Source organism: uncultured Marinobacter sp. (assembly GCF_947488835.1).
GTDB lineage: Bacteria > Pseudomonadota > Gammaproteobacteria > Pseudomonadales > Oleiphilaceae > Marinobacter.
In genome coordinates this window covers 1-23,211 of record NZ_CANLBK010000007.1, presented here as the reverse complement: position 1 = coordinate 23,211, position 23,211 = coordinate 1, and the positions used below count along the sequence as shown (strand labels likewise).

General features: G+C 51.9%; 19 protein-coding genes. 14 read left to right on the top strand and 5 right to left on the bottom strand.

Going from position 1 to position 23,211, the window contains the following annotated elements; translation table 11 throughout:
* The first annotated feature begins 16 nt into the window (after positions 1 to 16).
* The 6 genes from Q0824_RS16905 to Q0824_RS16880 are packed head-to-tail and all read left to right on the top strand — an operon-like array spanning position 17 to position 6,908.
* Complete coding sequence (locus tag Q0824_RS16905; RefSeq protein ID WP_298453543.1) at positions 17 to 523, top strand: GspH/FimT family pseudopilin; 507 nt, start codon at positions 17 to 19, stop codon at positions 521 to 523.
* A 12-nt stretch (positions 524 to 535) separates the two neighbouring features.
* Positions 536 to 997: a type IV pilus modification protein PilV gene (gene pilV / locus Q0824_RS16900; RefSeq protein WP_298453540.1), complete on the top strand. Its 462-nt coding sequence runs from the start codon at positions 536 to 538 to the stop codon at positions 995 to 997.
* Between the two features lie 5 nt (positions 998 to 1,002).
* Positions 1,003 to 2,082 (top strand): PilW family protein, encoded by a 1,080-nt coding sequence (locus Q0824_RS16895; RefSeq protein ID WP_298453537.1) that lies wholly within the window; start codon positions 1,003 to 1,005, stop codon positions 2,080 to 2,082.
* A 14-nt stretch (positions 2,083 to 2,096) separates the two neighbouring features.
* Positions 2,097 to 2,693, top strand: a complete 597-nt coding sequence (locus Q0824_RS16890) for a PilX N-terminal domain-containing pilus assembly protein (protein ID WP_298453534.1) — start codon at positions 2,097 to 2,099, stop codon at positions 2,691 to 2,693.
* A 32-nt stretch (positions 2,694 to 2,725) separates the two neighbouring features.
* Positions 2,726 to 6,418, top strand: coding sequence for a PilC/PilY family type IV pilus protein (locus Q0824_RS16885; RefSeq protein WP_298453531.1), 3,693 nt, complete (start codon positions 2,726 to 2,728; stop codon positions 6,416 to 6,418).
* Between the two features lie 16 nt (positions 6,419 to 6,434).
* Positions 6,435 to 6,908: a type IV pilin protein gene (locus Q0824_RS16880; protein WP_298453528.1), complete on the top strand. Its 474-nt coding sequence runs from the start codon at positions 6,435 to 6,437 to the stop codon at positions 6,906 to 6,908.
* A 25-nt stretch (positions 6,909 to 6,933) separates the two neighbouring features.
* On the opposite strand, the gene Q0824_RS17380 is transcribed toward Q0824_RS16880, so the two are convergent.
* The 3 genes from Q0824_RS17380 to Q0824_RS16870 form a co-directional block, all read right to left on the bottom strand.
* The gene (locus Q0824_RS17380) at positions 6,934 to 7,485 is read right to left on the bottom strand and encodes a GspH/FimT family pseudopilin (RefSeq protein ID WP_366521687.1); all 552 of its coding nucleotides are present in this window, start codon (positions 7,483 to 7,485) and stop codon (positions 6,934 to 6,936) included.
* A gap of 69 nt (positions 7,486 to 7,554) precedes the next feature.
* Positions 7,555 to 8,928, bottom strand: a complete 1,374-nt coding sequence (locus Q0824_RS16875) for a sigma-54 dependent transcriptional regulator (RefSeq protein WP_298453525.1) — start codon at positions 8,926 to 8,928, stop codon at positions 7,555 to 7,557.
* A 20-nt stretch (positions 8,929 to 8,948) separates the two neighbouring features.
* Positions 8,949 to 10,589, bottom strand: coding sequence for an ATP-binding protein (locus Q0824_RS16870; protein ID WP_298453522.1), 1,641 nt, complete (start codon positions 10,587 to 10,589; stop codon positions 8,949 to 8,951).
* Positions 10,590 to 10,682: 93 nt separating this feature from the next.
* Between Q0824_RS16870 and Q0824_RS16865 the strand changes: the two genes are divergently transcribed.
* Positions 10,683 to 12,347 carry an NAD+ synthase gene (locus tag Q0824_RS16865; protein WP_298453520.1) on the top strand — a complete coding sequence of 555 codons (1,665 nt, stop codon included), beginning with the start codon at positions 10,683 to 10,685 and terminating at the stop codon, positions 12,345 to 12,347.
* 12 nt (positions 12,348 to 12,359) lie between these two features.
* Here Q0824_RS16865 and Q0824_RS16860 read toward each other — a convergent pair whose 3' ends face one another.
* A complete protein-coding gene (locus Q0824_RS16860) occupies positions 12,360 to 13,193 on the bottom strand; it encodes an outer membrane protein assembly factor BamD (RefSeq protein ID WP_298453517.1) in 834 nt (277 codons plus the stop codon).
* A 155-nt stretch (positions 13,194 to 13,348) separates the two neighbouring features.
* Here Q0824_RS16860 and rluD point away from each other — a divergent pair, with 155 nt between their 5' ends.
* The 3 genes from rluD to clpB all read left to right on the top strand — a co-directional run bounded on the left by rluD (position 13,349) and on the right by clpB (position 17,794).
* Entirely contained in the window at positions 13,349 to 14,326 is a 978-nt protein-coding gene (gene rluD / locus Q0824_RS16855; protein ID WP_298453514.1) for a 23S rRNA pseudouridine(1911/1915/1917) synthase RluD, read from the top strand.
* Positions 14,316 to 15,083 carry a peptidoglycan editing factor PgeF gene (gene pgeF / locus Q0824_RS16850; protein ID WP_298453511.1) on the top strand — a complete coding sequence of 256 codons (768 nt, stop codon included), beginning with the start codon at positions 14,316 to 14,318 and terminating at the stop codon, positions 15,081 to 15,083. Before rluD ends, pgeF begins: the two co-directional genes overlap by 11 nt.
* A 134-nt stretch (positions 15,084 to 15,217) precedes the next feature.
* Complete coding sequence (gene clpB / locus Q0824_RS16845; protein ID WP_298453508.1) at positions 15,218 to 17,794, top strand: ATP-dependent chaperone ClpB; 2,577 nt, start codon at positions 15,218 to 15,220, stop codon at positions 17,792 to 17,794.
* Positions 17,795 to 17,874: 80 nt separating this feature from the next.
* Here clpB and Q0824_RS16840 read toward each other — a convergent pair whose 3' ends face one another.
* Positions 17,875 to 18,339 (bottom strand): DUF4124 domain-containing protein, encoded by a 465-nt coding sequence (locus Q0824_RS16840; protein WP_298453498.1) that lies wholly within the window; start codon positions 18,337 to 18,339, stop codon positions 17,875 to 17,877.
* Positions 18,340 to 18,800: 461 nt separating this feature from the next.
* Between Q0824_RS16840 and Q0824_RS16835 the strand changes: the two genes are divergently transcribed.
* The 4 genes from Q0824_RS16835 (at position 18,801) to pssA (ending at position 23,036) form a co-directional block, all read left to right on the top strand.
* Positions 18,801 to 20,519 carry an acetolactate synthase 3 large subunit gene (locus Q0824_RS16835; RefSeq protein ID WP_298453495.1) on the top strand — a complete coding sequence of 573 codons (1,719 nt, stop codon included), beginning with the start codon at positions 18,801 to 18,803 and terminating at the stop codon, positions 20,517 to 20,519.
* A gap of 2 nt (positions 20,520 to 20,521) precedes the next feature.
* Positions 20,522 to 21,013: an acetolactate synthase small subunit gene (gene ilvN / locus Q0824_RS16830; protein ID WP_298453492.1), complete on the top strand. Its 492-nt coding sequence runs from the start codon at positions 20,522 to 20,524 to the stop codon at positions 21,011 to 21,013.
* Between the two features lie 65 nt (positions 21,014 to 21,078).
* The gene (gene ilvC, locus Q0824_RS16825; protein ID WP_298453489.1) at positions 21,079 to 22,095 is read left to right on the top strand and encodes a ketol-acid reductoisomerase; all 1,017 of its coding nucleotides are present in this window, start codon (positions 21,079 to 21,081) and stop codon (positions 22,093 to 22,095) included.
* Positions 22,096 to 22,184: 89 nt separating this feature from the next.
* Positions 22,185 to 23,036 (top strand): CDP-diacylglycerol--serine O-phosphatidyltransferase, encoded by an 852-nt coding sequence (gene pssA / locus Q0824_RS16820; RefSeq protein WP_298453486.1) that lies wholly within the window; start codon positions 22,185 to 22,187, stop codon positions 23,034 to 23,036.
* Positions 23,037 to 23,211 lie beyond the last annotated feature (175 nt).

Genomic DNA, 23,211 nt, shown 5'->3' with positions numbered 1-23,211 from the left:
GTTCATGCGCAGGTCAATGACGCAGCGTGGGTTTACGATGATAGAACTACTGATAGTTGTGGTGTTGTTAAGTATCACTGCTGCTATAGCGTTGCCCAATTTCAGTAGAATGATCGATAGCAACCAACGCGCATCGGCAGCAAATGATATTTCTGGACTGCTCAATTTCGCTAGAGCCGAAGCGGTGCGCCGGTCGAACGGTGTTACGGTTTATGCTCGTAATGCCAGCGACGCGTCCCGGGGGTATGCGGTTTGTATTCAAGCTTCGTTGGCGGCCTGTAAGGCAGGAACAGCCAATGGAGAGCAGCTTTTGAGAACTACGAATGATTTGCCGGGTTCAGTTACCCTAAGCCAGACCACACCAAGCACAGCAGCTGACCTGGTTTTTAATGGCCGTGGTATGGCGAGTCAGCAATTTGTATATCAATTATGCGGTCGTTCTGGAACACCGGTGATTAATATAGAAGTGAATCGGGGCGGGCAGATCCGCATTAATGACAACACCAATGCAATCTGTCCGTAAGGGGGGTTTGTCGTGACACTGTTTAACTCACCAATTCGAAGTGCCCAGCGAGGCTTCACTTTAATCGAGGTTCTCATAGCGGTTCTAATTCTGGGCATCGGTTTGCTTGGTGCTGCCGCCCTTCAATTGCTGTCCTTGCAGAACATAAGCAACGCCGAGCTGCGAACTCAAGCAACGCTGTTCGCTCAGGAGTTAAGCGAACTGGCTCGCACAGCAAGTAATCCTAGTACTTTTGTTCAAGCTAGTGGCAGCACGGCATCCTGCTCAGCGCTGTCTGGCGAGTTTGAGTTGTGGTGCGATGAAATGTCGCACACTTTGCCTGGTTCAACTTTTGTTTCTACTTGGAGCGGCGCAAATCTTGAGTTTACAACCACAATTACCTGGCCCGAGCGGGTGATGTATTTCGAAACTGCCAACAGCCCAGCAGGTGAAGGTACGTCTAGCTACACACTGATTACGAGGTTCACACCATGATAGGAATGAGCAAACAGTCGGGCCTCACTCTGATTGAGCTTCTGATAGCGTCTACCCTGGGTTTGCTTTTGACGTTAGGCGTTGCGCAGTTGTTTGTGAGTAGCAGCGACTCATTCCGGATGGCTGAAGCTATAGGGAGAATGCAAGAGTCCGGAAGATTGGCTCAGGATATTCTGGGTAGAAGTGTCCGAAATGCTGATTACTGGGGCTGCATTAATTTTGCAGACGTGGATAGCGTGTTGGATGAGACTCATGCTAATTACGATCCGGACTTGCATGATTTCTCAAGCCCGGAAGCAATTCAGTTTTTTATTGGTGATGGAACAACGGCCGCTACAGGAACTGTTGCTGTTGCACTGAAGGGAGCTCGCAGCCCGGGTATTAGTATGACCGGAATAAACGCATCATCAGCAGTTATTGATGTGTCGTCATTGCCATCGGGTTTGCTGGCAGCCGGTGGGGTTGTTCTTCTAACCGACTGCAGCAATGGGGTGGTGTTCCAGTTAACGAGCGTGAACGAGACATCCCTCAAGATTGGGCACAACACGGGAGGTTCTGTTGTGCCGGGCAACATGAAAAGCGGCGGTGGCTGCCCCAACGGAAGCAGTTCAGCCAACTGTTTCCCTGATACATACGCATCGGGCGACATTTTTGTTCCTTTTTCTGAACGCTATTACATCCAGGAAAACGCAGGGCGAAGGTCGCTAGTTTTTGAAGGGATCGGTGGGACAGGTGCAGTAGCAGCTCAGGAAATCGTATCCGACGTGATCGATATGCAGTTGCAAGTGGGAACGGGACCCCAGGGCGATAACATTATTAACAACTGGCAGACGGTTACGGCTGCAAATCTCGCAACTATAAATAACACAGCTGTTACCTATGTGAAAGCTGTCAAGATCAGCATCCTAGTTCGGAGCCCGGAGGACGGTATTGCCGGTAGTCGCCAAAGTGCTTGCTACCCCGCATGGTCAGATTGTAGTGCGGGTAACAACTGGACGCCGACATCTGCGGCTGATCGGCATTATTACCGCGTTTACACTTCAACTTACAGCGTTCGAAACCGACTGCTGAATGCTGGCCCTTAAGGAGGAGAAAGTTAATGAAACAACCATCTCATATGTTAGCCAGCTCCCCTGTCCACCAGTCTGGTGCAGCGTTATTGATAAGTTTGGTGATTTTGCTGGTGCTGACAACGCTAGCGCTATCCAGCATGCAGGGGACTTCTACTCAGGAAAAAATGGTTTCTTCCCAGCGGGATGCTCAAGTCGCGCTTGATGGAGCTGAGGCGGCCCTTCTTGCTGCGGAAGCGGAGTTGAGAGGAGGGACACTCCCTACGTTCGACACCTCAGAGGGGCTTTATGATGAGACTGATACTCAACCGGCAGCGGTTTTAGCACCAGGAACTTGGGCTGCACCTACTGGCGGTGGCCACGGTAACGGCACTCGTCAAGCCCCAATGCCTGAAGATAGTTCAGGTGACGATTTGTTGGCAGAGGCTCCCAGATATTTCATCAAGGCAACACCGGCAACAGGCAGCGCCTCATCATCTGGGTTTGGTTTAGGGGCGGGGCGTGTTGGGGATGGTGTTGCGTCTTCCAGTTCCAGCGGGAAAGTATATCGGGTGGTTGCATTCAGTAGCGGTGCTTCGGGCCAGGCAGCTCGAGCAGTAGAAGCATACGTTATTCGGGCACAGTAAATATTGCGTGACGATTCACGTGGAGAATGATTATGAAAATGAACTCTTTTTTACGCCAAGGACTTAAAAGCAGTCTGGTCGCAATGTTTCTTGCCTGGCCGGCCGTGGGTTGGTCGGCGTCGGTCACAGACCGGCCGCTGTTTATTGATGCTTCGGTCGACCACAACTTGATGTTTGTGGTGGATGATTCGGGAAGTATGGACTACGAGATAATAGCTCCGAAAGTAGGGGAGATGAGTGGGAATATAACTTCCTATTATTTGTTTAATCCTGGATCTAAAAGCACGTATGAAGACGGTCGGAGGCTGTATAGCAATTGGTATGATTTTAAGAAAGGTAACTATTTTCTTAGATCAAGTGTTTATAATTATCAGTACTATGAACCGACAGATGTTTACGAGCCATGGCCATCGGGAACAACGACTACGTTTGCACCGGCAAATATTGAAGATGCAATGCTGGACCCCGGGTTTGGTAGTGCATCAAAAAAATACGACCTGACTAAAATTGGAGATTTAGATTTAGGTAACTACGATGCTATTCCTGCAACCTTTTTTATTGTTAATGATGATGCAACGGTTTACCAAATAACAAAAGTTAACTTCGAATCATGTAGTGGGATTGGAGCCGAACAATCATCCAGCTATGGCAATATGTGCTATAAATATGCCGAAGATGGCGATCATTACTATATAGATAGACCAATTAACGTGACGGGAAAGAAAAAGCTTTTTGAGTGTGGCCAGCAAAAAGCTTCGCAGAATCAATACAAAGACTGGTCTGATGAAGATGAAGATGACGTAAAGTATTATTACTTTGAAGATAGCTCCGGCCAAGAGATTCCTAGACGAAGTATGGGGTTCGCTCCAGACGGTAGCTGTATACAGCGTTTAGAGTTGGTGGAGGATCAAGCTGGCTTGAATAAATCTGCAGTATATAAAGCGCTGGGTGGAAGTGGCGATGTTGATTCGTTTTTTACGGCGCAGCAGCAGAATTTCGCGAATTGGTTTTCATACTATCGCCGTCGCCACCAGGTTATACGCGGGGCAATCGGAGAGTCAGTTAAGGACTTGGAGAGTATGAGGCTGGGGATTTTTTGGATTAATGATAGCTCACCTTCAGTGTCAATGTATGATTCGGACACCAGTGGTGCAGACTTTTTGGATGCCAACTATGGGCGGTTCGTAGATGGCACTTACAAAGCGCTTGGAACACCGAATCGGGAAGCCCTTGATGCCGCGGGGCAGTTGTATGCAGATAAAAGTGTGAGAGGGACCCTAGAGTGTAGAAAGAGCTTTACCCTACTGTTCACCGACGGTTATTCATCGAAGCCGAAAAACAATTGGAGTCTTGGCAATAAGGATAAAAATGCTGATGCTCCGTTCGGAAATAGCAACTACTCAAGTACATTGGGGGATATTGCTTATTATTATAACCAGGGGCTACGCACTTCTGGAGGTGGGATTCTCCCTGGTGGAGCAATGAGGGTGCCATCCGAGTGTGGCACTGGAGCAGAGAAAGCTTGGATGGACTGCAATACCGACTTTCATATGAATACCTACACGGTAGCGCTGGGAATGACCGGTAATAAATTTGCAGGTTTGGGTTATTCCAAAGTGATGGATGCTCATAAAAATCCTCCTAACTGGGGACTTTCGAATATGAATAACTACTCGAGCACTCCTCAAATTGATGATCTGTATCACGCAGCAGTCAACGGGAAAGGTGAATACTACGATGCCAAATCCACAACTGAGCTAGTTTCAGCTTTGAAAAACGCCATAAAAGACGTCCAGCAACAGCTAGGCAGCGGCTCTAATGTTAGCTTTAACACCACGTCACTTAAGAGTGGGGGGTATATCTTCAGTGCTCAGTTTGTCTCTCAGGTTTGGACAGGAACACTTCGTGCGGAGGCGATCGATAAGAACGGCACTGTAAGCAGTCAGAAGTGGGATGCGGGGGTTCAGTTAAATGCTCGTGACCTTTCCGTGAAGCCTCGTCTGATTCTGACCCACAATGGCACTGCTGGTACGGAGTTTAAGTGGACAAGTCTGACGCAAAATCAAAAAAATGACTTAAAAGCTGGAGGCAATGATACGCTCGGAAAAGCAAGGCTTTCTTATATCCAAGGCAACAAGGTAACCAGTGCTGAGGGTGTCGTGTTTAGGGAGCGCACAAGCCGGCTTGGTGCCATTGTTAACTCTGCACCGGTGTATGTAGGGGAGCCGAATTACATCTGGCCAGACCAAACGAGATTTGGAGCGAATCCATACAGCGCCTTTAAAACCAGCAAGAAAAACCGCACAGCGGCGGTATATGTTGGTGCTAACGATGGCATGCTCCATGGTTTCGATGCAGATACGGGCGAGGAGCTGATTGCTTACATTCCGGAATTCCTATACTCGACGATTGCACAGAAGGGGCTTAGTGCACTGACCGATCCTGCACTGGATTATCAGAGCTATGTGGATTTGCCACTAAATACCTCTGATGTTTATACGGATGGTGCCTGGAGAACAGTTGTTATTGGTGGTTCCCGTGGTGCCACGCCGGGTCTTTTTGCACTTGATGTTACGGACCCAGCTCAGTTTTCCAGTGCGAACGCTTCATCGACAGTGATGTGGGAATTCTCCGGAAACAATGATCTCGGCCACATGACGGACGCGGCTCAGATTGCCTTGTTAAAGTGGGCAGCCAATGACTACCGGTGGAGCGCAGTATTTAGCAACGGGTACGGCGCGCCGAGCGGTAAAAATGGTTTGTTCGTGATTGATATAGAAGATCCTTCTGAGTACAAGTTTATTGAGCTCGCTAGCGGTGGCGGCTTGTCTCCGGCAAGGCTTGTGGACAATGTAGATGACAATGGTGATCCCAACAGCGATGGTGTTACTGATCGCGTCTATGCAGGCGATCTGGAAGGACGACTATGGGCCATAGATCTCACTGGTGGAAAGTCAGCGTGGGCTGTGGATACTAATGGTGCTCCGTTGTTTGTCGCCAAAGATAATCTTGGCAATATTCAGCCCATTACGTCTCAGCCGGATATTGCCCGAAACACCTACAAAACAGATCTGAATGATCCGAATCTGTTGGTGTTTTTCGGAACAGGCAAGTATCTGGAGGCGGGTGACATCCCGGCAGCGGGAGTAACTCCGGGTATCCAAACGTTTTATGGTCTCAGTGATCGTGGTACATCCAAGGACGCCAATGGCAATGGCCTAAGCAGGGATGACCTGTCTCAGCGTGCAGTTACTACAGGCTCTGTGACTGTAGCCGGTGTGGCTGCGCCTGTACGAAAAACTGATGGTGCGGCTCTGGATTGGGCAAAAGACTTCGGCTGGTACATGGATTTGCCAAGCTCCGGTGAACGAGTTGTAGAGGCTCCAATCGTTCGTGGTAGTTATGTGGTGTTTGCCTCCACTATTCCGGTAGGTGGAGACCCTTGCGGCGGCGGTGGTAGCTCCTTCTTGACAGCACTTCAGTTGGATGGCTCAACCGATTCCAGCAAGTCAATCATTGACGTAAATAATGATGGTAAGCTGGACAGCACCGATCAGGGGTGGGCTGGGGTCTACTACGGCGAAGGAATCATCACTGGTTTGTCGTTCATTGATAATATCTTGATGGCTCCGGATAGTAGTGGTGGTAAAACACCTTTCCTGACCAACTTCGGAGCGGGGCTAAGCGGCACAAGGCGCGTGGGCTGGCATGAGATCACTGACTGAGCGATGGATGTAAAACATGGTTAATAACGTTAAGGCAGGCCTGGATTCCAGGCCTGGAAGATCTCCAGGCTTTACCCTGATTGAATTGATGATTGTGGTGGCTATCATCGGAATTCTGGCAGCTATTGCATATCCTTCATATCAGTCCCACGTCGAAAAGGCTCGGAGGGCGGATGCGCAGTCAGCGTTGACAGCATTCAGTGCGCGAATGGAGAGGTATTATACGGATAGTGGTAATTCATACTTGGGTGCGGCAGCGGGCGGTGCCGATACTGGTGCACCTCCGTCCACACTATTTCCGTCTGAAGCGCCATTGGAAGGTGGAGTGAAGTATTATGACCTGACCATTAACGCAGCGACTCGAAACAGCTATACGTTGTTGGCGAACCCTAAAGGGGTCCAGGCAGGTGACGGGCCGCTTCGCCTGTTATCTAATGGCGTTCGTGAGTGGCAGCAGGATGGCACCAACTGGGTGGACTGGAATAACTAAGCCTGGAGTCTATGTGAAGCAGGGCCTATGGGCAGATAAGATCCCGCCCATAGGCATCCTCTGCAATACCACTTCCGTCAGTATCTCGCGCTAGTATTGGTCGCCCGCCCATATTTATTCGGATTTGAAAAGCATCGCTTGCGTTGCCGGTGTTTGGGCACCATAACAAGTGACCAATACTTTCTCGTGCCATCCCTGTCGACCGGAACCCAAAGTGTTTTCTAATGCCTGTGCGGCCATAGAGGATACCGTGGATTGGAGCTTCTATAACTCTGAGAATGGCTGCCGGATCGGTTAGCGTCCGTTTTCTCTCAGGATCAGCAAAGATAGTAATAGGCAGCCCGCTCCAGTCACGTGAGCACTGCTTTGTTGCGTCCAGAGGGCAAAGGGTTACATTTGTACCGCGGGTGATAGCTTGGGTTCGGGCAAAGCTAATGCCAGTGAGTAGATCGTTCCGGGTTGTTTTTCGTTCGCCGTTTTCAATCAGCTTGCTGAATGAAGGAGCGCCGATGCCAAGTGCAATTGAGAGGATAGTAATAACGAGCAAAAGCTCTATCAGGGTAAGGCCCCGATGCATTTGAGAGATCATATCTACGTCCTTGTAATAAACTCTTTAACTTTCGTCCTGAAAGCTGAAAATGATTATCTACTCCATCCCTAATTTCTTCAACCTATACCGCAACGCCCGAAAACTGATCCCCAGCTTCTTCGCCGCTGCCGTCTTATTCCAGCGAGTCGCCTCCAGCGCCTTCTCAATAGCTTGGCGTTCAATAGACTCCAGATAACCTTCCAAATCGATATCGCCTTCCGGCACTAGCGAAGGGCTTGCATCAGAGATCGCAGTGCTCGCTGATCCGCCTGCTGCCCCGCCGCCGCCCAGATGCAGATCAGAAGCACTGATCCGATCTGCATCGCACAAGGTAAAAGCGCGCTCCAGTATGTTTTCCAGTTCCCGCACGTTGCCTGGGAAATCATGTTCCTTCAGCCGATTTATGGCGTCTGGGGTAAGGGTTGCTGCATCACATTCGTATTCCCGCGCAATGCGGTCGAGAATGTGGTTCGCCAGCAGCTCAATATCATCCAGGCGGTCCCGCAAGGGCGGCACTGCCAGCTCAATCACGTTAATCCGGTAAAAAAGATCCTGCCGAAAGACGCCTTCCTGAACAAGATCGGCCAGGTTTTGATGAGTCGCGCTAAGCAAGCGTATGTCGACGGGCAGTTCTTTCGTGTCACCAACCGGTCGCACGGCTTTTTCCTGGATGGCGCGCAGCAGTTTTACCTGCATGGCCAGCGGCAAGTCAGCTACTTCGTCCAAAAAAAGAGTGCCGCCGTTTGCAGAGCGGAAGAGCCCATCCTTGTTGTCAACGGCGCCTGTAAAACTGCCTTTTTTATGCCCGAAAAATTCACTTTCCATCAGCTCGGAGGGAATGGCGCCACAGTTAACGGCAATAAAGGGGCCGTCTCGGCGTGGGCCTTGCAGGTGAATCATTCGAGCTACCAGTTCTTTACCACTGCCGGATTCGCCATTGATAAATACTGGGGCCTGGCTTCTGGCAAGTTTGCGGGTCTGGTTGCGCAGCTTCTTTATCTGCGTGGAATTGCCAAGCAAAAGCCCTGGCTCATCCGTGGTGTCGTCAACGCTTGAGTCGGTTTTGGTCAGTTTAAGCGCGCTGTTAACTAACTCTCTAAGTCTGGACAGCTCAACCGGCTTGGAAACGAAATCGAATGCACCTGCTTTCAGCGACTCGATGGCAGTGTCCATGCTGCCATACGCGGTGATAACCGCCACGGGCGTGCTTGGCCGATGCTTCTGGATCCATTGCACCAGTTCTATACCGTTGCCATCCGGCAGGTTCATGTCGGTCAGGCAAAGCTGGGGGCTATGGGTTTCCAGCAATTTTAGTGCGCTGGTAATATCGGGAGCAGTCAGTGTTTCTATACCCATGCGGGTAAGGGTAATCTCAAGAAGATCCCGGATATCCGGTTCGTCATCAACAATCAGCGCGGTATAAGTGGTCATCTTGTCGTGCTCATTCCTTGTCAGATCATTCGTCCAGGGTGGGCAAAGGTGATGCGAAAACAGCAGCCTGGCTGCTCGTCTTCGATCAAGGACAAGTGGGCCTGGTTAGCCTCACACAGTTCTCTGGCCAGATAAAGCCCGAGGCCAGTGCCACCTTTGTCCGTTGTGTAAAATGGTTCGAAAACCGAATGGCGGAATTCCGGCGCAATGCCAGGGCCAAAGTCCCTCACATCCACATAGGTACGCTCCCCATCTGCTGTGGCACCCGCACGCAGTTCGATTTTCCGTTCGCCTGAATGTTGCTGGCTGTATCGCAGGCCGTTGTCACACAAGTTTACCAGTACCTGCTCAATCTGGCTTTTATCAAATCGTGCGTCGGGGATGTGCGGCTCGACGCTCAATATTACATCAGCAGGAGGGTCGGTTTCTTTTTGAGTTTGCAGGAAGTCAGCTCTGTATTCTGCCAGCCAGATTGCTACATCAACCAGATCTGCATTTGCAGGTCTGCGGCGGGAAAGGCTGAGCACGTTTTCTATAATGCCATTTACCCGGCGCGAGTGCCGCCGAATGATGTCCAGCATTTGCAAGTCACTGGCATCAAGATGAGGCGACTCTTCCATCAGTTGGGCTGCGTGGCTTATGGCCCCGAGGGGGTTGCGAATTTCGTGGGCGATACCGGCAGTGAGGCGTCCCAGAGAGGCCAGTTTCATTTGCTGCGCCTGCTGGGTCACCTTGCTCATATCTTCAATAAATACAAGAATCTGTTCACCAGGTTCCGGGTCGAGCTGGGTGAAGCTTACCTGTAAAAGTGGCGAGGTAGGCGCGGGTTGGAACGGTTTTGTCCGCATTTCGGGGTGCTTCAGCCAAGTGTCCAGCCCGGATTTCAGGGCCTGGGGCAGTGTGCGGGAGCGCGCGGGCTGTTGGGCGAGATCCGTCGGAATCCCGAAGAGCAACTCCTCGGCTGCAGCATTCGCCAGCCTTATCTGCCCATATCGGTCGAGCACAAGAATGCCGGTGCGCATACGCTGGATAATCTGTTGGTTGATTTGTTCCAGCTCCACAATGCTCCTGGCTCGGCTGGTGGCAAGCGCTTCGCTTCGCATCATTCTTCGCGATATATTTTGCAGAACGAATGCCGCTGCAAAGTAAAGAATACCGAAGGATCCAGCGCGTACGATGTCATCGCCGTTACCATCAACTGTCAAAATCGCCCAGCCTGAAATGCCCAGTGAGCAAATTGCGGCAAGGGCTGCGTAGAAGGTGCCCATTCGGCTGGGGGTAAGAATATTGCCCGCTGCTACTGAGATGATCACAAGGTTGGCCAGGCCACTGGTTATGCCGGTGCTAGCAAATAGCAGCCCGTGCATTACAAGAATGTCCAGGAGTATGGAGAGGGTAATGTGCCGTTGAGTTGGCTGAAACCCTGCGAGCATAACCATCGCAACAAAGCTGTTTAAAGCAAAGTAACCCACCACGCCAAACTGATAGTACTCAAGGTATCGAAATTGGGTATCAAGGCTCACCGGTTCAGCGAATAGCAGAGCCACCAGCATAAGGCTGATCACAAGCCGGTAATGGTTGTAGATGCGAAACAGTCTAGTCTGTTGCATGCCGGCGGGGCGTTTGCCGGTTTTGACTGCCGATACCGTGTCTGTCGCCATGGTTTTCAGAAATCCATTGTTGAGCGGAAGAAATCAGGGTCTATGGGAGGGTATAATAGCCTTTTCGTGGCAATGAGTTACAGGAGTCAAAGTATGTCTGTTTCCGGGAGCACGCCGTATTCCCCTGCGTCAACCCGCAGCCTGCGGGTTGTGATGGCACAGTTGGATTTTCTTGTGGGGGACATTCCCGGTAACACCGGCCGGATTATTGATGCGGCTAAGCGCGCGCGCGCTGATGAAAGCGCCGACATTGTTGTGTTTCCTGAGCTCAGTATTACCGGGTACCCACCGGAAGACCTCTTGCTGCGGCCTAGCATGGAGTTGCGCGTAGGTGAGGCGCTGGAGCGCTTGCAAGCGGCGGAACTTGGCGCGGCAATTGTTTTCGGAGCACCGATACGAAGTGGTGGTTTGCTCTTCAATGCGGCGGTGGTGATCGAAGGCGGTGAAATTACGGGGCGTTATTTCAAGCGATTCCCGCCGAATTATCAGGTGTTTGATGAAAAGCGCTATTTTTCCGAGGGCGCGGGTGCAGTAGTGGTCAATATCTGTGGCGTACCGGTTGGCCTGACGGTTTGTGAAGACATTTGGGCAGATGGCCCTGTTGAAGATGCTGCAGCTGCAGGTGCGCGATTGATCATTAACCTGAACGCATCCCCCTATGATATCGACAAGCAGGCCCGCAGAAAGGCTTTACTTGAGCGCAAGTCCCGGGAGAATCAGGTGAGCATCGTTTACACCAATCTGGTGGGAGCTCAAGATGAGCTGGTATTTGATGGTGGCTCTATGGTTTACGACCATTCTGGATCCCTCGCAGTAGAAGCTCCTCAATTCACCGAGGGCCTGTTTCCGGTAGATTTTCTATATGAGCGTCACTGCCAGCCTGTCTCCCAGCCCCTTCCAGCAGAACCGGCGCTGGAAGAGAATGTATACAGCGCATTGGTGACAGGCGTTCGCGATTACGTCAACAAGAACGGATTCAAGTCGGTGGTTCTTGGTCTCTCCGGTGGTATAGATTCTGCTGTAGCTCTGGCGGTGGCGGTGGATGCACTGGGGCCGGAGCGTGTGCGCGCTGTCATGATGCCGTTCCGGTACACCTCGGATATCAGTCTGGAGGATGCACAAGCTCAGGCTTTGGCCATGTGCGTTCAGTACGATGTTTACTCAATAGAGCCGATGTACGAATCTTTTATGGCGGCGCTGGCAGAGCCATTTGAGGGAACAACAATCGACACCACCGAGCAAAATCTGCAGGCGCGTATTCGTGGGGTTATGCTTATGTCGCTTTCCAACAAGTTTGGATCGCTAGTGCTGACCACCGGAAACAAGAGCGAATTGGCGGTAGGCTACTCGACCCTTTATGGCGATATGGCTGGCGGCTTTGATGTGCTCAAGGATGTTCCCAAGACGCTGGTTTTTCGTCTTGCCTGGTATCGGAATTCTGTTTCTCAGGTGATTCCTGAACGCGTGATAACGCGACCACCCTCTGCGGAGCTGGCTCCAGACCAGAAGGATGAAGACAATCTTCCTGGTTACGATGTGCTGGATCAGATTCTGAATCTGTATGTCGAGAGGGATTTCAGCGCCGATGCGATTGTTGCAGAAGGTTTTGATCCGGCGGATGTTACCCGTGTGATCCGCTTGGTGGATCTCAACGAATACAAGCGCCGGCAGGCACCTATTGGGATTCGTATTACTGAGCGCGGGTTTGGCAAGGATCGCCGCTATCCCATCACCAGTGGGTGGAAAAGCGGCAATTGAAAGAGCGAGTTTTTATTCGTCGCCCAGGATCCCGAAGGTAACCACGCTGGAGAGTGAGCGGTTTTCTCGCTTCAGCAGGTTGGCTTCAAACTCGCCATCGCTGTTGAAGGCGTCGCTTTCGGGGAAGTTCTGGCGAAGCAGTGCTACAGCATCTTGAGAGCCTTTTTTGAACTTAAGGAAGTCAAAGGTTTCTGCCAGGACTATCAAAGCATCTTCAACTGCAGGTGATGTAGGGTAGTTCTCTACGATGTAGCGTGCCCTATTGTTAGCTGCCACATAAGCTTCCCGCTTGATGTAATAGCGTGCTGCGTGCAGCTCCAGCTCCGCCATGCGGTTGCGTACGGCGATCATGCGTTGCCTTGCATCTGCCGCGTATTCGCTTTCAGGGTAACGGTTCAACAGCTCACTAAAATCACGAAAGGACTGTAGTTGCTCCCCAGCATCCCGAGCTGCAACATCAATCGAGAAATACCGTGCTGCCAGGCCGATATCGAGGTTATAGGAAGCGAGCCCGCGCATGTACAGAGCATAATCTGCGTGGTCACTTTGAGGGTTCAGGCGTAGGAAGCGGTCTGCTGCGGCGCGGGAACCTTCAAGATCAAGGTTTTGGTAGCGGGCATAGATAAGGTCAAGCTGGGCCTGTTCGGCGTATCGGCCGAAAGGGTAGTAGGTCTCCAGGGAGTCAAGATTTTGCTCGGCTTCGTTGAAGTTGCCAGAGTTCATTGCCTGGCGGGCATTGTCGTAATAGGTTTTTTCCGGAAGCACTTCCTCTGGCCCCTTGGAGGCGCAGGCACTGATCAAGACAACCAGTGTAGAAAGTAGCAGTAAACGAACACCTGATCTCATGCCGGAATCCCGTATAATGTCGATAAATTCAAGGGCGCCATTGTAGCGGGGATCTCGCCTTATGTGCAGCCTCATGTGAATACATGTAGAGCGCGCGCGCCGACTATTTCCAATATACTGATCAAAACATAACACTCACAGGCCCTGGGGGCTGAATGTCATCTGAAAATCGAATTGTTGCCAGTTTTGCTGTGCCGTCCGCGCTGAGTGATCGGCGCCTGGACCAGGCCGTGGCAGAGCTTATGCCTGAACACTCACGCTCGCGCCTGCAATCGTGGATTCGCAGCGGTGCGTTAACAGTAAATGGAGAAGTTCGAAGGCCGAAAGACAAAGTGATGCTCAGCGACCGGATAGAGCTGGACGCAGAGCCTGAAGCCCAGGTTACCTGGCAGGCGGAAGCCATCAGCCTGGATATTGTCTATGAAGACGAGCACTTGCTTGTGATTAATAAGCCTGCTGGTCTGGTGGTGCACCCTGCAGCAGGGCACGCCGATGGCACCTTGGTAAATGCGCTTCTGAACTATGCCCCAGAGGTGGAAAATCTTCCCAGAGCCGGCATCGTCCATCGTCTTGATAAGGACACATCAGGAGTTATGGTTGTTGCCCGCAGCCTGATCGCCCATACATCGCTGGTTGATCAGCTGCAAACCCGCAGCATGGGGCGGGAGTACGAGGCGGTAGTTGTTGGTACCCTCACCGGTGGCGCCACAGTGGATGCGCCCATTGGTCGTCACCCCCATGAGCGAAAGAAAATGGGGGTCGTCAAAAGCGGTAAGGCAGCGGTAACCCATTATCGTCTGATTGAGCGTTTTGCGGCTCACACTCATGTGCGCTGCAAGCTTGAAAGCGGTCGCACGCATCAGATTCGAGTGCACATGGCTCATGTGAAGCACCCGCTGGTGGGTGATCCTCTTTATGGCGGCCGCTTGCGACTGCCAAAGGGCACAACCGAAGAACTGCGCCAAGTGCTCTCCGCATTTCATCGGCAGGCACTGCATGCGCGACAGCTCACGCTGGAGCATCCGGAAACCGGAGAGATCCTGAGCTGGGAAGTGCCCTTGCCAGAAGATTTCTTAGGCTTGTTAGCCGCGTTGCGCAAGCATGTAAAGGATCTGGAGAGCGATGAGTTCTAGTAGAGTTTCAGAGATGACGCTAATCCGTCCGGATTGGCCTGCTCCTTCTAATATCCGTGCAGTGTGCACTACCCGGTTGGGCGGGGTCAGCATGCCGCCTTGGGCCAGCATGAACCTTGCGGCGCATGTAGGCGATGTGCCTGCACACGTGGCGGAAAATCGTTTGGGGCTGGCTCGTGCCTGCAAGCTTCCGACGGAAGCTTTCGGGTGGTTGAACCAGGTTCATGGTACTGACGTTGTCTGCCTGCCTTCCGCAGCGACTGCCAATATTCCGGATGCGGATGCAAGCTGGACTCAAGCGCCTAATATTGCCTGCACTATTCTTACGGCAGATTGTTTGCCCGTCATTCTCTGCGACCATGATGGCGCCACTGTGGCAGCGGCCCACGCGGGCTGGCGAAGTCTGAGTAGCGGTATTCTGGAAAAACTGGTGTCTGAAATGGGCGCACCCAGCAATACCTTGATGGCTTGGCTGGGGCCAGCTATAGGCCCAGAGGCATTTGAGGTAGGCCCAGAAGTGAAAGCGGCGTTTATGGCTCATGATCCAGAAGCCGAAATTGCGTTCAGTTCCGTGGGTGCTCGAGAGGGCCATTACATGGCAGATATATATCTGCTTGCCCGGCAGCGCCTACAAAAGATGGGTGTTGCAAAGCTATATGGCGGTGGCTTTTGCACGGTCACCGATAAGCAGCGTTTTTATTCCTATCGCCGCGATGGCAAGACTGGCCGTATGGCCACCGCTATTTGGAAAATCTGAGCTCCGTCAATTTTCTGACGATTTGGATTGTAATGGCCTTGAACTTCCCCCAATAGTCCCTACATTAGTTTCCAATGCTAACCGAATGTGCAATTACTGATCGCATTCGCTGAACAAGTCGGGGAAACGAATTCATGAGAATCGACAAACTCACCAGTCTTTTACAAACCGCACTGGCTGACGCGCAGTCACTGGCTGTTGGCAAAGATCATAACTTTATTGAACCTTTGCATCTGATGCAGGCCATGCTGGATCAGCAAGGCAGTTCCATTAAGCCGCTTCTGAAGCAGGCAGGCGCTGAACCTGGTCGTGTGCGTATGGTTGTCGCGCAGGAAATAGAGAACCTGCCTGAAGTGAGCGGCAGTGCAGGCGATGTCGCTATGTCTAACGATATGGGGCGCCTGTTCAATATTGCCGATAAATTGGCGCAGCAGCGGAAAGACCAGTTTATCTCCAGTGAATTGATGCTTTTGGCCGCGCTGGACGACCGTGGCACGCTTGGTCGTGTTTTGCGTGAGCAGGGCGTCGATAAGGCCGCGCTGGAAAAAGCTATTAATGCCGTTCGAGGTGGTGAAACTGTGGATGATGCGGGTGCAGAGGAAAGTCGTCAGGCTCTCTCCAAATATACAATTGACCTGACCGAGCGGGCTGAAGCCGGCAAGCTTGATCCGGTGATTGGTCGTGACGACGAAATACGCCGCACCATTCAGGTGCTGCAGCGTCGCCGTAAAAACAACCCGGTACTTATCGGTGAGCCGGGCGTTGGTAAAACTGCCATTGCCGAAGGTTTGGCCCAACGGATCGTAAACGGCGAAGTACCCGAAGGTTTGAAAAACAAGCGGGTGCTGTCTCTGGATATGGGATCGCTCATAGCTGGCGCAAAGTTCCGGGGCGAGTTTGAGGAGCGATTGAAGGCGGTACTGAATGAACTTGCCAAACAGGAAGGTCAGATCATTCTGTTCATCGATGAAATCCATACGGTGGTGGGTGCAGGTAAAGCGGAAGGCTCTATGGACGCGGGCAACATGCTTAAGCCGGCGCTAGCCAGAGGCGAACTGCATTGCGTGGGCGCCACTACGCTGAATGAATACCGTGAGAACATTGAAAAAGACGCGGCCCTTGAGCGCCGCTTTCAGAAAGTGTTGGTGAATGAGCCGAATGAGGAAGACACCGTCGCGATTCTCCGTGGGCTTAAGGAGCGCTACGAAGTACACCACGGCGTCGAAGTGACGGATGGAGCGATTATTGCTGCCGCCAAGCTGTCTCAGCGCTACATCACCGATCGCCAGTTGCCGGATAAAGCCATTGATCTGATCGATGAGGCAGCTAGCCAGATTCGTATGGAAATGGACTCCAAACCAGAACCCCTGGACCGCCTTGAGCGCCGCTTGATCCAGCTTAAGATTGAGCGGGAGGCGCTAAAAAACGAGACCGATGCGGCTTCAAAAAAACGCCTGGAAGAGCTTTCCAGTGTTATTGGAGGCGTGGAGCGCGAGTACGCGGATCTTGAGGAAATCTGGAACACTGAAAAGGCTGCATTGCATGGCTCCCAGAAAATAAAGAGTCAGCTCGAGCAGGCTCGTATTGATCTGGAAACCGCTCGACGAGCCGGTGATCTGGGCAAAATGTCTGAGCTTCAGTATGGACGCATTCCAGAGTTGGAGCGTCAGCTCGATATGGCAAGCCAAGCAGAAATGATGGAGATGAAACTACTGCGGAACCGCGTTACCGACGAGGAGATTGCGGAGGTGGTCTCCAAGTGGACAGGTATTCCGGTCTCCAGAATGCTGGAGGGCGAGCGTGATAAGTTGATGCGAATGGAAGAGGCCCTGCACAAGCGGGTGATTGGTCAAAGTGAAGCTGTAGAGGCGGTATCGAATGCAGTGCGCCGCTCTCGGGCTGGTTTGGCGGATCCGCAGCGGCCTAATGGCTCCTTCCTGTTCCTTGGGCCGACTGGGGTTGGCAAAACCGAGCTCTGTAAGGCGCTCGCTTCATTTCTCTTCGATACTGACGACGCTATGGTGCGAATCGATATGTCGGAGTTTATGGAGAAGCATTCCGTTGCCCGTCTGATTGGCGCGCCCCCGGGATATGTGGGTTATGAGGAGGGTGGCTACCTTACCGAAGCCGTTCGTCGTCGCCCCTATTCCGTACTTCTATTGGATGAGGTTGAGAAAGCGCATCCGGATGTTTTCAACATACTGCTCCAGGTGCTCGATGATGGCCGACTTACTGACGGCCAAGGTAGAACGGTGGATTTCAGCAATACGGTTATTGTGATGACGTCTAATCTGGGCTCGGACATTATTCAGCAAAAAGCGGGAGCTGAGAATTACGAGGCCATGAAGACGGCAGTTATGGAGGAAGTGGGAACCCACTTCCGGCCGGAGTTTATTAACCGTGTGGATGAAGTGGTTGTATTCCATCCTCTTGCTGGAGACCAGATTCATGGAATCGCCAAAATTCAGGTTGAGATACTCAACAGGCGCCTGCAGGAACAGGGCGTGAAGTTGGAGCTGGATGACGCTGCGATGAATCTTCTGGGCGAAGTCGGCTACGACCCGGTATACGGAGCTCGGCCGCTGAAGAGAGCTGTTCAGCGGATGATTGAAAACCCGTTGGCGCAAAGATTGTTGCGCGGAGATTTTGTTTCTGGTGACACTATTCGTACCACGGCGGATGGCAGTGTGCTGGTATTCGAAAAGGCTTGATTAAAGGCTAGAGAAAAAGTGGGTGAGGCTTGGGCTTCGCCCACTTTTTGCTTTCTTGGGATTGCGTTCGTGTTTGAGGCTTATTGTTGCGTCTCAGGGCCGCAGTTCTCGGCGACAACTTCTTCAAACTTCACTTTTTGTTCAGCGATTTCTTCAGGTGCGAGGTAGCGCTGCTCGCCATCTTCTTCGACCCGAATACGCGCGTTGCTCTCAATGACGTTGAGATTTGCGCGGGCAGTTTCGCAATTTGCCTCACGCTGTTTACGGCGAGCCGTTTCAACCGCGGTCTCATCTTCCCGGTCGGTCTTCTTCTGCTGTTGCTCTTGCAGTTCGTCCAGGCGCTGCTGCGGGCTGCTCCGGCCGCTGTCGGATCCAGAGGAGGTGCCAGAACGAACATTGACCGTCTCAGAATTGGCTCCTACCGGCTGACGATCGCCATAATGGGTAACGCCATTGTCGTCCGTCCATTTATACACAGAGGCACTCATTGACATGCTGGGTGCTACGGCGATTAATAATGTCAGCATCAGGGTTTTTCGGTTCATGGCTCTACTCGTTGTGTTTTACGTGCGCCTATCATGCCACCTGTGGGAGGAATTTTCTTCCGCCTGGTTCAAAACTCCGCACCTGAGTTCTGAATATTTAATGCAGAGCATCCAACACAATGGGTACAGAATGCAACTGTGGCTATTGACAGGGAGTTTAGCGCTGTCAGAATTACAGATTGCCTGAAGACTGGGGTTAACGGCAGGCAATCCCGTGCAAGTATCCCCTGTTATTTACCACACTGAGCGTGCCGCGCATCTGCCGCGGAATGGTTGTTGCTTACGTGCAACCCGTTGATTGGCCGTTCTCCGCAACCCTCAGGAGGGCGGCTGGCCAGGAGACAACCTCTTAACAAGGTGTGGAGCAGCCGGTTCCGCTTTCAAAAGAAGCAGGGTAACCGTGAAACCAGGCAATCGGGCGTGTGCCCGGCTTATTCACTCGTAGAAGAGGGTAGAAAATCGTGGAGTTATTGTCTGGTGCCGATATGCTGATCCGCTCTTTGCAGGATCAGGGAATCGAGTACATCTATGGCTATCCGGGTGGTGCAGCCCTTCATATTTATGATGCACTGTTCAGGCAGGACGAAGTCAAGCATATACTGGTGAGGCATGAACAGGCCGCAGTGCACATGGCTGATGGCTATGCGCGTGCAACGGGTCTGCCAGGGACAGTGCTTGTGACTTCAGGTCCTGGAGCTACCAACACCATTACCGGTATTGCAACTGCATTCATGGATTCCATCCCTATGGTGGTTCTATGTGGGCAGGTTGCATCCACCCTGATTGGCGAAGATGCCTTCCAGGAAACCGACATGATGGGGGTTTCCCGGCCGGTCGTTAAGCACAACCTCAGTGTGCGTCATCCATCCGAGATCCCGGAGATTATCCGCAAAGCGTATTACATTGCCTCGACCGGTCGTCCTGGCCCGGTTGTTGTGGATATCCCGAAAGATATGACAGCGCCCAATGAGCGCTTCGAATATGCCTATCCGAAAAAGGTTAAGCTGCGCTCCTACAACCCGGCCATACGAGGCCATGCAGGTCAGATCAAGAAAGCGGTTGATATGATGTTGGCGGCGCGCCGACCGATAATATATGCCGGTGGTGGTGTTATTCTGGGTAAGGCCTCTGGGCAGCTGACAGAGTTGGTCCGCAAATTGGGGTACCCGATTACCAATACCCTGATGGGAATTGGTTGTTATCCGGCCAGTGATAAGCAGCATCTCGGCTGGCTGGGTATGCACGGAACCTACGAAGCCAATATGGCGATGCACCACTCAGACCTTATTCTGGCGGTCGGTGCGCGGTTTGATGACCGCGTAACCAACGCAACGGAAAAGTTCTGCCCCGGTGCGCGCATTATTCATATTGATATTGACCCTGCGTCCATTTCCAAAACCATAGACGCCGACGTGCCAATTGTTGGCCCGGTGGATGCGGTTCTTAAAGAAATGCTTGCTCTAGTTAAAGAGAGCAAAGAAAAGCCGGATGCAGAGGCTCTCGCCTCCTGGTGGCGGCAGATCGATGAATGGCGCGCGTTTCATGGCATGCGCTATGAAACCAGTCCGGATGTAATCAAGCCGCAAGAAGTGGTCGAAATGCTTCATCGTCTCACCAACGGAGATGCATTTGTAACCTCCGATGTGGGGCAGCATCAGATGTTTGCGGCGCAGTACTACAAGTTTGACAAGCCTAATCGTTGGATTAACTCGGGCGGCCTCGGCACCATGGGTTTTGGCTTGCCAGCGGCAATGGGTATCAAGCTCACGCACCCGGATGAAGAAGTTCTCTGTATTACCGGGGAGGGCAGCATTCAGATGAATATTCAGGAGCTGTCTACCTGTAACCAGTACAAGCTGCCGGTAAAGATCATCAACTTGAACAATCAATCGCTGGGTATGGTGAGGCAGTGGCAGGACATGAATTACGAGTCCCGTCACTCCCATTCGTACATGGAGTCGCTGCCAGATTTTATTAAGTTGGCAGAGGCTTATGGCCATGTGGGCATCCGGATTGATAAGAAAGAAGATCTGGAGCCGAAGTTGAAAGAAGCTTTGGCCATGAAGGACAGGCTGGTTTTTGTGGATATCCAGGTTGACCGCTTTGAGCATGTATATCCGATGCAAGTGGCCCGTGGCTGCATGAAAGATATGTGGCTCAGCAAGACGGAGAGGGTGTGATCATGCGTCGAATCATTTCTGTGTTGCTTGAAAACGAGCCAGGGGCCCTGTCCCGAGTGGTCGGGCTGTTTTCACAGCGGAATTACAATATTGAGACCCTAACCGTGGCGCCCACCGAGGATGAGACCCTGTCTCGCCTGACAGTGACAACGACGGGCCCGGATCGTGTTATTGAGCAGATCACCAAGCAGCTCAATAAGCTGGTTGAAGTGGTCAAGTTGGTGGACTTGACTGAGGGCCCCCACATCGAGCGGGAGCTGATGTTGATTAAACTGAAGGCGACCGGCTCTCAGCGTGCTGAAATAAAACGCACGGTGGATATTTTTCGGGGACAGATAGTTGATGTCACCAGCTCTGTCTACACCGTTCAGCTTGCGGGCGCCAGCGACAAGTTGGATGGTTTTGTCCAGGCAATTGGAACGTCGGGTGTGCTTGAAGTGGTGCGTTCGGGGGTTTCCGGGATCGCCAGAGGCGAAAAGGTTTTGAGTCTTTAAGCTGTTTTGTGTATCACGAACGATTTGGTCTTCTGAAAGGCCATCACAAATCATAGAGGTTAGTCATGCAGGTTTATTACGATAAGGATTGTGATCTTTCCATCATCCAGGGCAAGAAAGTTGCCATCATCGGTTTTGGTTCACAGGGCCACGCTCATGCGTGCAACCTGAAAGAGTCCGGTGTTGATGTGACAGTTGGGCTGCGTCCAGGATCCTCATCCATTGCCAAGGCAGAAGCCTACGGCCTGAAAACCAGCGACGTACCGTCTGCAGTTGCTGCGGCTGACGTTGTAATGATTCTGACGCCGGATGAATTTCAGTCTCAGCTGTACGCTGCCGAAGTCGAGCCTAACCTGAAGCAAGGCGCTACTCTTGCCTTTGCCCATGGCTTTGCTGTTCATTACAACCAGATCGTTCCGCGCAAAGATCTGGATGTGATCATGGTTGCTCCAAAGGCGCCAGGCCACACAGTTCGCACCGAATTCGCTAACGGTGGTGGTATCCCGGACCTGATTGCTATATTCCAGGATGCTTCTGGCAACGCCAAGAACCTTGCTCTCTCTTATGCAAGCGGCATTGGTGGCGGTCGTACCGGTATTATCGAGACCACTTTCAAGGACGAGACTGAAACTGACTTGTTCGGTGAGCAGGCGGTACTTTGTGGTGGTGCGGTTGAGTTGGTTAAGGCAGGCTTCGAGACTCTGACTGAAGCAGGTTATGCCCCGGAAATGGCGTACTTTGAGTGTCTGCATGAGCTGAAGCTGATTGTAGACCTGATGTACGAAGGCGGTATTGCTAACATGAACTACTCCATCTCTAACAACGCAGAGTACGGTGAGTATGTGACTGGCCCGGAGATTATCAACGAGCAGTCCCGTGAAGCCATGCGCAACGCGCTGAAGCGGATCCAGAGTGGTGAGTACGCGAAGATGTTCATCTCTGAAGGCGCGCTCAACTATCCTTCAATGACGGCGCGTCGTCGTCAGAATGCCGAACACCAGATTGAAGTGACAGGTGAGAAGCTGCGCGGAATGATGCCGTGGATCTCTGCCAACAAGATCGTAGATAAAGACAAAAACTAAGCGAATTTCTGCTTGGTTTTATAAAGCGCGGCCCGGGTGGCCGCGTTTTTCGTATATACTTCGCCCAAATGCTTTCCGGAGTAGTGGGAATGACTGACGAAAGAAAAGATACAGAAGTGGGCTCTCCGGCCACCGAGCCAGAGATTTCTACCAGTTCAGCGGGCGAGTGCGACATCGAGCCTGGCGAGGTAGTGGAAGAAGAGTTGGTTGAGGGGGCGCCGGTGCGAAAAAAGGGGATATACCTGCTTCCTAACGCGCTCACGACCGCTTCATTGTTCTCTGGCTTTTACGCCATTGTGTCTGCTGCAGGTGGTGTTTTTGATAATGCGGCCATTGCGATATTCATCTCGATGATTCTCGATGGCCTTGATGGTCGTGTAGCGCGGATGACCAATACGCAAAGCAAATTTGGTGAGGAGTATGACAGTCTCGCTGATATGGTTGCTTTTGGTGTTGCTCCCGGGTTTGTTGCTTTTTTCTGGTCTTTGAATGGGCTGGATAAAATTGGCTGGGCTATTACCTTTATCTATGTAGCTGGAACGGCCTTACGCCTTGCGCGTTTTAATACTCAGATTGGTTCTGTGGACAAAAAGTATTTTGTCGGGTTGCCCAGTCCTGCGGCTGCTGCGTGTGTTGCTGGTCTCGTTTGGTGTTTTCATGCGTTCGAGCCTGCTGCATGGCTCACCTTCTTGACCATAGTTGTCGTGGGTGGCTCAGGCGTGCTGATGGTCAGTAATGTGCTGTATCACAGCTTCAAGGACCTCGATCTTCGTGGTCGTGTGCCTTTTGCTGCCATACTTCTTGTGGTTCTGATTCTCGTGGTGATAGCACTGGATCCGGCTACGGTATTGTTTAGCGGGTTTCTGGTCTATGCATTGTCTGGGCCTGTTCGTGCTTTGTTTCGGGGAAAGTCGCGTCGATCGGCCAAGGTTGGCAAGTGAAGTTCTGACACGCCTCTGGGTTTGTGTGATTTTTGATCGGTTTTCGCCTTTTTTTGGCCTGTTTATAGGTGGAAACCGAAGCTCTCTGAAATTAAATGAAAATGGCCGTTGACAGATCTGCGTGTGTCTGTAGAATGCGCATCTCCTTCGAGGGACACACCGCTGAGACGGGGTG

Bases quoted from the DNA above. Each gene is read 5' to 3' on its own strand.
- Q0824_RS16880 (WP_298453528.1), top strand. From the start codon at position 6,435: ATGGTTAATAACGTTAAGGCAGGCCTGGATTCCAGGCCTGGAAGATCT.
- Q0824_RS16885 (WP_298453531.1), top strand. From the start codon at position 2,726: ATGAAAATGAACTCTTTTTTACGCCAAGGACTTAAAAGCAGTCTGGTC.
- clpB (WP_298453508.1), top strand. From the start codon at position 15,218: ATGAGAATCGACAAACTCACCAGTCTTTTACAAACCGCACTGGCTGAC.
- Q0824_RS16865 (WP_298453520.1), top strand. From the start codon at position 10,683: ATGTCTGTTTCCGGGAGCACGCCGTATTCCCCTGCGTCAACCCGCAGC.
- rluD (WP_298453514.1), top strand. From the start codon at position 13,349: ATGTCATCTGAAAATCGAATTGTTGCCAGTTTTGCTGTGCCGTCCGCG.
- ilvC (WP_298453489.1), top strand. From the start codon at position 21,079: ATGCAGGTTTATTACGATAAGGATTGTGATCTTTCCATCATCCAGGGC.
- pssA (WP_298453486.1), top strand. From the start codon at position 22,185: ATGACTGACGAAAGAAAAGATACAGAAGTGGGCTCTCCGGCCACCGAG.
- ilvN (WP_298453492.1), top strand. From the start codon at position 20,522: ATGCGTCGAATCATTTCTGTGTTGCTTGAAAACGAGCCAGGGGCCCTG.
- Q0824_RS16890 (WP_298453534.1), top strand. From the start codon at position 2,097: ATGAAACAACCATCTCATATGTTAGCCAGCTCCCCTGTCCACCAGTCT.
- Q0824_RS16860 (WP_298453517.1), bottom strand. From the start codon at position 13,193: ATGAGATCAGGTGTTCGTTTACTGCTACTTTCTACACTGGTTGTCTTG.
- Q0824_RS16870 (WP_298453522.1), bottom strand. From the start codon at position 10,589: ATGGCGACAGACACGGTATCGGCAGTCAAAACCGGCAAACGCCCCGCC.
- Q0824_RS17380 (WP_366521687.1), bottom strand. From the start codon at position 7,485: ATGCATCGGGGCCTTACCCTGATAGAGCTTTTGCTCGTTATTACTATC.
- Q0824_RS16905 (WP_298453543.1), top strand. From the start codon at position 17: ATGACGCAGCGTGGGTTTACGATGATAGAACTACTGATAGTTGTGGTG.
- Q0824_RS16895 (WP_298453537.1), top strand. From the start codon at position 1,003: ATGAGCAAACAGTCGGGCCTCACTCTGATTGAGCTTCTGATAGCGTCT.
- pgeF (WP_298453511.1), top strand. From the start codon at position 14,316: ATGAGTTCTAGTAGAGTTTCAGAGATGACGCTAATCCGTCCGGATTGG.
- Q0824_RS16840 (WP_298453498.1), bottom strand. From the start codon at position 18,339: ATGAACCGAAAAACCCTGATGCTGACATTATTAATCGCCGTAGCACCC.
- Q0824_RS16875 (WP_298453525.1), bottom strand. From the start codon at position 8,928: ATGACCACTTATACCGCGCTGATTGTTGATGACGAACCGGATATCCGG.